At 35.4% G+C, this 12,699-nt stretch carries 8 protein-coding genes and 1 tRNA gene; 2 read left to right on the top strand and 7 right to left on the bottom strand.

Features of this window, described 5'->3' with window-relative positions; all coding sequences use genetic code 11:
* Nucleotides 1-22: 22 nt before the first annotated feature.
* From C1H87_RS16230 to C1H87_RS16205, 6 genes are all read right to left on the bottom strand, one after another.
* On the bottom strand, nucleotides 23-652 hold the full coding sequence (locus C1H87_RS16230; RefSeq protein WP_102756823.1) for a hypothetical protein: 630 nt from the start codon (nucleotides 650-652) through the stop codon (nucleotides 23-25).
* 62 nt (nucleotides 653-714) lie between these two features.
* Nucleotides 715-975 (bottom strand): DUF2024 family protein, encoded by a 261-nt coding sequence (locus C1H87_RS16225; RefSeq protein WP_102756822.1) that lies wholly within the window; start codon nucleotides 973-975, stop codon nucleotides 715-717.
* 87 nt (nucleotides 976-1,062) lie between these two features.
* Nucleotides 1,063-1,296 (bottom strand): thioredoxin family protein, encoded by a 234-nt coding sequence (locus C1H87_RS16220; RefSeq protein ID WP_102756821.1) that lies wholly within the window; start codon nucleotides 1,294-1,296, stop codon nucleotides 1,063-1,065.
* Between the two features lie 206 nt (nucleotides 1,297-1,502).
* A complete protein-coding gene (locus tag C1H87_RS16215) occupies nucleotides 1,503-2,672 on the bottom strand; it encodes an efflux RND transporter periplasmic adaptor subunit (RefSeq protein ID WP_102756820.1) in 1,170 nt (389 codons plus the stop codon).
* A gap of 12 nt (nucleotides 2,673-2,684) precedes the next feature.
* A complete protein-coding gene (locus C1H87_RS16210; protein WP_102756819.1) occupies nucleotides 2,685-7,016 on the bottom strand; it encodes a CusA/CzcA family heavy metal efflux RND transporter in 4,332 nt (1,443 codons plus the stop codon).
* A 99-nt stretch (nucleotides 7,017-7,115) separates the two neighbouring features.
* A complete protein-coding gene (locus C1H87_RS16205; RefSeq protein ID WP_102756818.1) occupies nucleotides 7,116-7,520 on the bottom strand; it encodes a hypothetical protein in 405 nt (134 codons plus the stop codon).
* A 977-nt stretch (nucleotides 7,521-8,497) separates the two neighbouring features.
* Here C1H87_RS16205 and C1H87_RS16200 point away from each other — a divergent pair.
* Nucleotides 8,498-10,630 carry a T9SS type A sorting domain-containing protein gene (locus C1H87_RS16200; RefSeq protein WP_102756817.1) on the top strand — a complete coding sequence of 711 codons (2,133 nt, stop codon included), beginning with the start codon at nucleotides 8,498-8,500 and terminating at the stop codon, nucleotides 10,628-10,630.
* A gap of 289 nt (nucleotides 10,631-10,919) precedes the next feature.
* Here C1H87_RS16200 and C1H87_RS16195 read toward each other — a convergent pair.
* Nucleotides 10,920-11,001 (bottom strand) — tRNA-Leu (locus tag C1H87_RS16195).
* Between the two features lie 296 nt (nucleotides 11,002-11,297).
* Between C1H87_RS16195 and C1H87_RS16190 the strand changes: the two genes are divergently transcribed.
* Entirely contained in the window at nucleotides 11,298-12,686 is a 1,389-nt protein-coding gene (locus C1H87_RS16190; protein ID WP_102756816.1) for a dipeptidase, read from the top strand.
* The last annotated feature ends 13 nt before the right edge of the window (nucleotides 12,687-12,699 follow it).

The raw sequence follows: 12,699 nt of genomic DNA, 5'->3' as shown, positions 1-12,699 counted from the left end.
ATTATCAATAATTTGGACAAAATTAGTGATCCTTACCAAACCTATCAACAAGATCTTTTAAATTGGTTTTTAAAACGTCGTATTTAACATGACCAAACTGATGAAACAGAATTTCGTAAGCATCATTAAAGACCAACATGGTTGGTGTACCTCTAAATTGATTTATGGTAAAGGTTAAAGCTATTTTTTCTAAAGCGTTTAAATAGCCCTTAACCCTTCTTAAAAGTGCGCTTTGCTCAAAATCCGGCCAAATGGCATAGTTTGGATTAAGTTGACAAATTTTTTCTGCGGTACTAGAAAGGTCAAACGATTCGCTAGCCATCTCATCCATGGCTAAGGGAAAATTTATTTTATTGGGGTACACATCAAAACCTTCTTTAGCCAATGCCTTTTTGGTTTCGCCAACCATTTGACCGCTACTAATCAATAGATTTGTATTTTCTTCGTTATTGTATTCAAAATCTTCAAAAGCTGTAGAAATTCCTAAAAACGACATATCCTGGTTAAATTCGCTGAATAGTTTATTTACTAATGGAATTCCATACAAAAAACAACCAGGGCAATTCACCTGAAAGACAAAGAGAAAGTTTAAAGCTCTTAAATTAAATTCTCCCTGAATCATACGATCAAAATGTAAGTGCAATTTTTTCAAAATATTATTTTTTATAAACCATTTAATCGAATTTCTGCTTATGTGGTATTGGTTTGGAATGATTAATTACAGTTTTCCATTTCTAAAATATAATATCCTTTATCACGAATTTCCTTCTCAATTTCTACAGAGACGGTTTCCATATGACAGAAATTACACTCGTTAGTTGTTAGTTCAAAATCTGGTATACCTTTTTGGTTTAAATAGGTTTTCCCATATTTATATACATTTTCTACAGATTCACCTTCTTCTACAAGAATATCAAAATGCATTCGGTTATTATCATCTTTAGGCACATAGGTATCGTAAACTGAGACTTTCATTATTATTTCTTTTTATAAATTACTTTACTTTTTTAAAACATGTAAGCAGCCTGAGAGAATGACTGCTTACATAAACTACACTTCTAACTATCCTTTTACATCTGCCATAGATGCACCAAAGTTGATGTGTAGCACATTTCCGTTTGGCGTTAAAAGTGCTGGAACAGATTCAACCCCTGCCTTTTCTGCCTCATTTATACGACCTCTTATTTCGCCAATGTTAACTATTTCTACATTGTCGTTACCAATTAAGTTTACTATATCGTGTTCTGCACTTACGCAAACCGGACATCCTGCGTGATAAAAAATTGATTTACTCATGGTTTTAACTAAATTTAAAGTTTAACATTTATTAATTTATTTTCATCTAACTAGAGATTTGATTACAAATATAGTTAGGATTCCTAACTAAATAAAATATTGTCCTATAATTTTTTTCTATATTTCTATAGTTTTTCTTAAAATTAGGATGAAAACTTGGGTGATATACTATTTACCCCAACCAGAAATATTGATTTTTAATACAATTAATGACTATTACCACTACTTACTTCAATATCAATTAAATTAAAAGCACCTTTTACTAATACTTGGTCAGATTTGGAAATATGATTACTCTTTATTTCGGTATATCCATTACTGGTTTTACCTACCTGTATTTCTACTTTTTCAAATACGTAACCCTCCTTCTGTTCTTTGAGCTTTAAAACAACGTATTTCCCGTTTACCTCAATAATACTTTCTTCTGGTAAGGCTATGGGCAAAGTTGCATTGGCATCTTCTGATCTTACCAGGATTTGAGCATTAACAAACATGCCCGTTAAGAAATGCCCCTTCGATTCATCTGCTAAATGGCCGTGTACTTTTATTGTTCTATTAGCATCAATAGACGTTCCTACTAAATAAACACTAGCATCAAAAACTTCGTTTGAAGATTCTGGAATACGAAATTGTATAGCTTGCCCCTTTCTAACTTTCATGATGTCCTTTTCAAAAACGACCAGATCTAAATGAATATGATCGTTGTTAACGATTTCGAGAATTTCGGTGGTTGGTGTAACATAAGTCCCTTTAACCACATTTACCTTAGTAATACTTCCTTTTATGGGAGCATACAAAGCAGCGGTTGTGGTAATATTTCCCTGGGCTACAAGCTTTGGAGATATATTGAGCATATGTAATTGCTTATCTAAAGCATGGTATACTGCTTTCGTTTTTTTATAATTGCTCTCTGCTTTTAAAAAGTTTTTTTTCGAAGTAATATTTTCGGCAACTAGGGTATTTTGCCGTTCATACTCTGCCTTGAGATATGTTAGTTCATTTTTTGCTTCAAGATACTTCTGTTGCAAAGTGACAAATTCCTGATTCTCTATGGTTAACAGAGCTTGTCCTTTACGCACCTTATCCCCTACAAGTAGCGAAACACTTTTAATGTATCCGCCCATTATAGCACTTACCACTGCACGGTTTTTGGGGGGTACATCTATTATCCCTGTAGTATTAATGACCTCTGGAAAGGCTTTTTTTACAGGTGAGCCCAGCTGCATTCCTGCTTGTATAAATTGGGCTTTGGCAATATGAACACCAATGTTTTTATGTTCCTCGCCATTAGGTTCTGTATTTTGTTTTTTGGTATTACTACAAGCATTTGCTAGTAATATGATGATTAAGAAATATATGTGTAATATGCGTTTCATAACGACTCTTTTTTAAAATGTTAGATAGTTAAGTTTAACAACCGTTTCATTATACTGCTGTAACTGGTTTAGGTATGCCACCTTGATTTCATAAGCATTTTCTAAACTTTGTATGTATTGAAAAAAATCTATTTCTCCATTTTTAAAACTATGGTCAGCTGTTTTAAGAATTTCTTCGGCAAGCAGATTACCTTCTGTTTCGTAATAATCTAGGGCGCCTTGCTGCTGTTTTAATTGCTCCATGAATTGAACATATCTAGTATGTAATATATGTTTTTGCTGATGAGTTTCTTCCGTAGCAACTTTACGAGCTATGTTCGCTGCTTTTATACGTGAAGCCTGCCCACTAAACAACAAAGGAATTTTAATACCTATTTGATATCCAAACAGATTACCATTGAGCTGGTTATTGGTTCCTTGAAAGTATTCTACATTTAAATCAGGAATTAATAGTTGTTTTTCGTATTGTGCTTCCCTTTGGCGCAAAACAACTCTATTTTCGAAATACCGGATACTGGGGTGCAATGTAATATCGAGTCTAGTAATGGGGATTTTATCTACAATGATTTTTGCAATAACCAAACTATCTTCTGCCTGTACCCAATGTTTCAATTCTGTATAAGTTACTTTAGATTTAGATATAGCTTGTTCATACTGTAAAGTAATTTGTCGCTTTTTTGATTGTGCCGTTATTTTTTCCAGATAATTGGTCTCCCCTAATTCAAACCTACGATTAGCGGCATAGGCAAACCGTTCATACAGACTATCTAAAGCTTGATACAATCTTTGTTTTTCTAAAGCAATTTGGTAATTATAAAATGCAATGGTTACGCCTTCCTTTACGACCGTCTCCTGAACTTGATATCTGCTTTGCGCCAGATTATATTTGGCCTGTTTTAGCTTTTTATTCGAAAAATAAACCGTCGGAAATTGAAAATCCTGACTTATTCCAAACACACGTAATGGTTCATTATTTAGTGCTAAATTATTTTGGTCGTAGTTGAAATATATCTGCGTTTTATCAAAACTAAATGCACTACCTATCAATGCATCCGATCGTTCTGCTTCTAACAAAATGACTTTCATACTCGCATTATTTTCAATAGCTAGCGATGTAAGCTCTTGCAGCGTTTTAGGACTTTGCTGCGCAAAAGCTCCCAAAGTCGTAAGCAACAATAATAGGGTCGTATTTCTTTTTCTGAATATTTTCCTTTTGCGAATTTTTCTCGTCCATTTATCATGAAACATCGCATACAATACAGGAAGTACAACCAAAGTAAGCAAGGTTGCTGTAATTAATCCGCCTATTACAACGGTAGCTAACGGTCTTTGCACCTCCGCTCCAGCATTGGTAGAAACTGCCATAGGTAAAAAACCTAGGGCCGCAGCCGATGCTGTTAATAATACTGCCCTAAGCCTGTCTTTCGCACCTTGCTCAATAAGAGATTCAATATTAGGATATCCTTTACTTTTTAATTCTTTAAAATGCTCTATAAGAACAATACCATTTAATACTGCTATTCCAAAAAGCGCTATAAAACCTACTCCTGCCGAAATGCTAAAAGGCATACCTCTTATTAACAAAAACAAGACGCCTCCCACGGCTGCTAATGGAATAGCTGAATAGACGAGTAATGCTTGCATTACCGATTTAAAGGCAAAATATAGTAACACAAAAATGAGGATAAGTACTATTGGCACTGCTATTTTTAATCGAGCTTTGGCACTCTGTAAGTTCTCAAACTGCCCACCGTAAGTAATTGAATATCCCACAGGAAGTTTTATATTATTCGTTATAACTTCCTCTACGTCATCTACCACCGATTGTAAATCTCGATTACGTACATTAATGCCTACCACAATGCGTCTTCGTGTATTGTCTCTGGATATTTTGGCCGCTCCTTTTTGATAGGTGATTTCTGCCACCTCACTTAAAGGCACTTTACCGCCATTAGGTAAATCGACATATAAATTCTTGAGGTTGGAAAGATCTTTTCGGTGTTCCTTGTTTAATCGTACCACCATATCAAACCGCTTTTCCCCTTCAAAAACACTTCCTACAGAACGACCTGAAAATCCCATGGACACCATCTCATTAAGCTCATGAATATTAAGACCGTAGCGGGCAACCTTAGCACGGTTATAGGTTACATTCATTTGCGGGAGACCTTCAACTTTTTCCACTGTAACATCGGCTGCTCCTTCAACGGGTCTTACAAGTTCTTTTATCTGCTCTCCCATTGCTGCCAATACCGATAAGTCTTCTCCAAAAACCTTGATAGCAATATCTGCTCTTACTCCCGTAATTAACTCGTTAAAACGCATTTCGATAGGCTGAGTAAATTCCACTTCCATTCCTGGAATAACCGCCAGTGCTTCTTTAAACTTATCGGCTAGTTCATCTTTTGTATCTGCCGACACCCATTCATTCTTTGGTTTTAATTGAATAATAACATCGCTTTCTTCCATCGACATAGGGTCTGTTGGAACCTCGGCTGCTCCTATTCGGGTAACTACCTGTTTCACTTCTGGAAAGTTTTTCAAAAGGATTTGTTCTATTTGTGTAGTTGTTTTTACAGTATTGCTTAAAGATGTCCCAGTTTTTAATACTGGTTGAATTACAAAATCTCCTTCATCTAGCGTGGGTACAAATTCGCCACCCATAGTTGTAAACAAGTATAGAGTAACAACTAGTAAACTAGCAGCGATTCCCAATACTAGTCGTTTACTCGATAACGCCCAATGGATAATGATGCTATATTTGCCGGTAAGCCATCTTATTAATTGTGCGGTTAAGTTATTTTTATTTTTTGAAGGTTTTAAAAACAATGCCGACACTACGGGAACATAAGTAAAACAAAACACCATAGCTCCAATTAATGCAAAACTAAATGTAAGTGCCATAGGCGTAAACATTTTACCTTCAACACCAGATAATGACAATACTGGTATAAATACAATAAGAATGATAAGTTGACCGAAAATAGCGGAATTCATCATCTTGGATGCGCCTTTAAAAGTAATGTCATCTTTCAAGTCTTGTCTTTCCGCTTTGGCAAAAGTCAATATTTCTTTTTGCTTAAGTGTTATCTGATATGCTATATACTCTACAATAATAACTGCTCCGTCTATGATGATACCAAAATCGATAGCTCCTAAACTCATTAAATTTGCATCAACCCCAAAAATGTACATCAGGGACAAAGCAAATAATAAACAAAGTGGGATAACCGATGCTACGACCAATCCTGAACGGACATTTCCCAATAAGAGAACAACAACAAAAATGACGATTAGACAACCTAAAACAAGGTTTTCTGTTACCGTAAATGTTGTTCTTCCAATAAGCTCGCTCCGATCTAAAAAGCCATTAATATAAACCCCTTCGGGTAAGGATTTTGAAATGGAGGCCACGCGCTCTTTTACTGCTTCGATAACTTCCTTGGAGTTGGCATCTTTAAGCATCATAACCTGTCCTAAAACCTTTTCTCCTTCACCATTTCCCGTAATAGCGCCAAAACGCATGGCACTGCCATAACCTACAGTTGCAATATCTTTAATATAAATAGGATTCCCGGCGACATTCTTTACTACTATGGTATTAATATCTTCAAGGGACTTCACCAGCCCCTCTCCTCTAATAAAATATGCTTGGTTAATTCTTTCTATATATCCGCCACCTGCTACACCATTGTTCAGTTCCAGAGCTTTAAAAACCTCTTGCGCTGTTATATTCATGGCATTCAGCTTTCCCGTATCAATAGCAATTTCGTATTCCTTTAAAAAACCGCCCCAGGTATTTACTTCAACTACGCCAGGAATCCCAGACAGTTGTCTTTTTACAATCCAATCTTGTATGGTACGTAAATCTGTAGCCGTATAGCGGTTTTTATATTCGGGCTTAACATCCAGCACATATTGGTAAATTTCTCCTAAACCTGTAGTAATTGGTCCCATTTCGGGAGTACCAAAACCTTCGGGGATTTTTTCTGAAGCCGATTTGATTTTTTCTGCAATGAGCTGCCTTGGTAAAAATGTTCCCATGTTATCTTCAAAAACAATGGTAACTACCGAAAGTCCGAATTTCGACACCGAACGTATCTCGACCACTCCAGGTAGGTTTGCCATTTCCAACTCTACGGGATAGGTAATAAACTGCTCCATATCTTGAGTAGAAAGATTTCTTGAAGTCGTAATTACCTGAACCTGATTATTAGTAACATCTGGCACGGCTCCAATAGATATTTGGGATAATGAATACAACCCAAAACCTATTATAATGGTTGTAAATAAAAGAACAATAAACTTATTCTTTAAACTGAAATTAATAATATTTGATAGCATAATTTAAATAACTAAATAGTTAAAATAACAGCAGATGCACTTATGCATTACTACAATTAGGCCATTAGCCTAACTTAAACTCAACTTTTAATAAATGAATTATGCTTGTTTGGGAGGTTGAAATACTCTAGAGTTATACAAAGATGTATAAGGCATTTGATAATAAAAATTATCAATCTTTACTTGATTTGCCTCTAAATGTAAATGTTCCAATTGGATGGGGTGTTGTTTGATAACAAATACCATCACAGAAGCTACATGCCCTTGATGCTGAAATGGAAGCTGCCTGTGATCTTCCTTTTCTTCTTGATTTTTTTTGCTATGCTCTTCTTTTTGATTTCCATAATGTTTCGATAAAAACACAAGAAAATTATCTCCATATTGTTTCTTATGAAAACATGCATGTTCCAATAGTTCATCTATCTGCACTATATCATTAAAATGCACATTAGAACTCTGAAAAACAAAGAGTAGCGAAACAACTATGGAAAACAGTTTATTCATAGTACTAAGTTACTAAAATTCGAATTACTAATAGTGGAATTTCAGTTGTTTTTCAGCATGTTACCTCACACCTAAACTTGACATATTACACACTAATAATCAGCATATTAACTATTTTAAATACTTCTACTACCTTTCGATCAATACCATTAAGCCATAGAGCCACATAGAACACAGATAAAATGCCTTTAAAATTAATATTTATAATGTCTTAGAACGAAATCTAATATTTACGTTTACCCTTTAATTTAATGACATCAATTAAAACGTATCGAAATAAAAAATGGGACCGCTATGCGATCCCAACACTTCCCCTTTAGTTTTTGTAATTAGATCAAACTGATTTTAAAATAAATACAATTTCACCTAAAGCGGCAAAATCATCTAAGAGGTGAGAGAAATCCTCAAGACGATTTCGGGTTTACTAAACAAAAAAACTATAATGAATATTGGGACAATTATTCTAACAACATTATTACTATTGACGGATTTCATCAATGTAATATTTGACAAATGGGCCCCTTTAGTTGCTAAAGGGAACCAATATATTGTTCCAAAAAACGGCGCAATATATTTTTTCGAACAGAAGCTGAAAATAATATTAGATGAATAACGAATGGTGGGCGACGAATATGTCTTTTTTATTGATTTATTATCAACAACTTAGATGTCTTTAAGTTTAATCTTTTAAACTGCTGATCTCTCCCAAGCATCATGAAACTTATAGAAACATCAAAAAAGTTTTATAGGAAAATTATGTGTAAACGTACTTAATTGGTGAGTGAATGATTTTAATGGGTAGAGCAACCTGCTATGCTACTACCATAATTGTTTTTTATATAACAAGAACATTATATTTAAATTATTTATTCTATAAAATCCTTCTTAGGTAATTCTTCATCCTTTAAATACAACTTTAGTTCCCGATTTTTATATCTAACCCATTGTTAATTAGTAATTAATTTAAATATCATGATATGAAAAAAACGCTACTATTTTTAACTCTAACACTCCTAATGACCTCGACCCAATTTAGCTATGGGCAAATCAAAACTGAATATTTCCCTGAAAAAAATGGCAAGAATAGGATTGCCAACATTCCTAAGAGATTTAAAGCTACCAAAAGCACTTTACTACCAAGTTTCAACCTAAAAAGAATGGTAGACGAGGATAGTGAAAGTGAGGGAGAAATAAAACCTTATCGCTTTGGTAAAGGTTTTGATGTAAATATCGATATAAAAGCACAGGATTGGGAAGAGGTTGATGATAAACGAATATGGGCAATGGCATTTGAATCGAAAGGTGCTAAATCCATAAATTTTGTATTCGACAAACTACATCTTATCGAAGGTGCTGAGCTATATATTTATAATGACACAGGAAGCGTCGTATATGGCCCTGTAACTCATTTGAATAACTTGACTCAAGGTGTTTTTTTAACCGACTTAATTCATGGAGAGCATGTTACTCTTTATATTCATGAACCCCAAAATAAAAAGGAAAGCTCTAATCTTAGAATAAAACGAGTTGTACATGGATACAGAGGGGTGGGAGAAATGCTAAACGGTAGTCCTGGTGCTTCTGAATCTTGTAACAATAATATTAATTGTTTTTCTGCTTGGGATTTACAATCAGATGCTGTTGGTTTGGTATTGTTGGCAAATGGCACTGAATGGTGCAGTGGTTCCTTAATAATGAGTGCTGATCAAAGTTTTCGCCCATACTTTTTAAGTGCATTTCATTGTATTGACACAAATTCTAATAGAGCTGTGAGTGCGGGTGAACGAAACGCTGCTGAAGATTGGATGTTTAAATTTCAATTTAAGTATACTACATGTAGTGGCACAACAGTTGCGAGTAGCTTTACTTATAACGATGCAACATTTAGGGCTGGGTGGTTTAACACCGACTTCTTATTAATGGAACTCGACCAATCTCCTATAGGGAATAACCAAATGTCTTTGGCAGGTTGGGACAGAGGTGCCGCTACACCAAATAGTGGAGCGGGAATTCATCATCCAGCTGGGGATGTAATGAAGATTTCAATTGAAAATAATGGTTTTCTAACATCCAGCTGGAACGGTGCTAATAATCATTGGCGTCTTAATTTTGATGATGGGGTTGTACAACATGGGTCATCTGGTTCTCCTATTTTTAATCAAGACCGAAGAATCGTTGGACAACTTCATGGAAACCAAAGTTACAATTCCGGACTAAGCTATTGCGCACAGTCCCGAGCTGAATATGGAAGGTTTAATGTTTCGTGGACTGGTGGTGGTACTAATGCAACCAGGTTAAGTAATTGGCTAGATCCTTGCGGAAGCGGAGCAACAACCACTAACACCTCTAGACCACCGAACATTACTGGCAGTTCAACTGTTTGCTCGAATACAAAATACACACTTAATAATTTACCCGCAGGCTCAACCATTTCATGGAGCTCTAGTAGTAAGATTAAACGAGTTTCATCCCAAGGATCCAACCCTTGTACATTCCGGAATACCGGTTCTGGCAGTGGTTGGATTACAGCAACAGTAACACCTCCCAATGGTTGCGGAAATACTTTTCAGGTAAGGCGAAATCTATCTGTAGGAGGAAAAGTAGATTTTACATGGAATGGAACTGGCCCTTATGGACAAGTAGATGTATCAATTACCAGTGGCAGCCCTCCATTTAAAATTTACAGGGCAAGCACATTATTATACTCAGGTTATCAAAGTTTTACTACAGTAAACTTTGGTTGTAATGGAGGTCCTATAAGAGTGGAAGCCAATACACCTTGTGGTGTTACTTCGTCAGGAACTGATATCGTTCCTCAGGGTTGTGCAAGTTTTAGAGGGCAACAGTTAATGATGGCCCACCCTAATCCATCAAACACCGCATTCAATATTTCCCCAAAAGATGTATTTAAGAAAGCAATATCTAATGAGCATATTGGGCCTGTAACTCTAGAACTTTATGATTTCAGTGGAAACTTATTATCTACCCAAAAGTTTGAGGAACTTAATGCGGATACTAAAATGAATGTTTCTAATTTGAAAAAAGGCTTGTATGTACTACGTATTAGGGCAAAGGAAATAGATGAAGTGCATCGAGTAATTGTGGAATAATAATTTAGTGGGCTTCTACCGAGGTATTAAATTCCAAAAATAAAATCCTGAATTTTACTACCTCGGAATATTAAGCTCTAAAAACATAATATACACCTTATGCGAAGCTAGAAACGAAAAAAGGTCTAAAAAGTAAGTTTGACTTTCTAGACCTTTTCTTTAAAATCTTTTAAACTGTTGATTTTTATTATTTCTGGAATTGTAAGCTTAACTTTTTCTCTCTTCCAAGTACCACGAAACTAATGGAAACAAAAAAGCCTCTCATTGCTGAGAAGCTTTTTCCTTGCTGTGCGGGCGGAGAGACTCGAACTCTCACACCTCGCGGCACTAGATCCTAAGTCTAGCGTGTCTACCAATTCCACCACGCCCGCAAAAGGACTGCAAATATAAATTAAGATTTTTAAATAGCAAACTCAATATAATTAAATTATAAAATAAATTATCACACTCCAATAATCGTATGGGTATTACCCCTCAAAAACATTCTTTTTTTCATATTTTTGAATGGAACTTTTACCATCAAAGTTCTAATGCTCTGAACGCAACTAAATGAATACCCTTACTAGTTATAGATTTAACAGAAGATACCGTGTTGAACGCTGTCTAAATATGTCAAATATGACCGTTTAAATAATTATTCCATTCATAAAACTATACAACTAATCTCATGAATAACATTCAATCATATATAAAGGAAAACAAGGATCGATTTTTAAATGAACTTATAGAACTACTTAAAGTTCCCTCTATAAGTGCCGATTCTGCTTACCGAAATGATGTTTTAAAAACAGCCGAAGCTATTAAAAACAGTTTAGAGAAAGCCGGTTGCGATGCTGTAGAAATCTGTAAAACAGATGGATACCCTATCGTATATGGCGAAAAAATTATAGATAAAAACCTTCCTACGGTATTGGTTTATGGTCATTACGATGTGCAACCACCAGACCCTATAAATCTTTGGGATTCACCACCTTTTGAGCCTGTAATTAAAAAAACTGCATTACACCCTGAGGGTGCTATTTTTGCTCGTGGTGCATGCGATGACAAGGGACAAATGTACATGCATGTAAAAGCTATGGAGTTTATGTCATCTACAAATCAACTACCATGCAATGTAAAGTTTATGATCGAAGGTGAAGAAGAAGTAGGTAGTGCTAACCTTGGTATATTTGTAAAAAACAATCGGGAAAAGCTAAAGAACGATGTTATTCTTATCTCAGATACCGGTATGATCGCTCAAGATGTACCGTCTATCACAACAGGATTACGTGGACTGAGTTATGTTGAAGTTGAAGTTACAGGACCTAATCGTGATTTACACTCTGGTTTATACGGAGGTGCTGTGGCTAATCCTATAAATGTTTTAACCAAAATGATCGCATCACTTCATGATGAAAACAATCATATTACCATACCTGGATTTTATGATAATGTTGAAGAATTGTCTGATGAAGAACGGGCAGAAATGGCTAAAGCGCCATTTAGTTTAGATCATTATAAAAAAGCATTAGACATAAACGACGTTTATGGCGAAACGGGATATACAACCAACGAACGTAATTCCATCCGCCCTACCCTTGATGTTAATGGTATTTGGGGAGGTTACACAGGTGAGGGTGCTAAAACAGTAATTGCAAGTAAAGCTTATGCAAAAATCTCTATGCGTTTGGTGCCACATCAGGACTGGGAAAACATAACGCAACTGTTTAAGGATCATTTTGAAAGCATAGCCCCTAAAGGTGTAACAGTAAAAGTAACCCCACACCATGGTGGACAAGGCTATGTAACTCCTATAAACAGTATAGGTTATAAGGCAGCCAGCAAAGCATATCAAGATACTTTTGGTAAAACACCTATTCCACAACGTAGTGGTGGTAGTATTCCTATTGTGGCCCTCTTTGAACAGGAACTAAAGAGTAAAACCATACTTATGGGCTTTGGTTTAGATAGTGATGCCATTCACTCACCAAACGAGCATTTTGGAATCTTTAATTATTTAAAGGGGATTGAAACGATTCCTTTGTTCTATAAATACTTTGTAGAATTATCTAAATAGTTTTTCGGGTTTC

Source organism: Flavivirga eckloniae (assembly GCF_002886045.1).
Classification (GTDB): Bacteria; Bacteroidota; Bacteroidia; order Flavobacteriales; family Flavobacteriaceae; genus Flavivirga; species Flavivirga eckloniae.
This window is presented reverse-complemented; position numbering and strand designations above follow the sequence as displayed.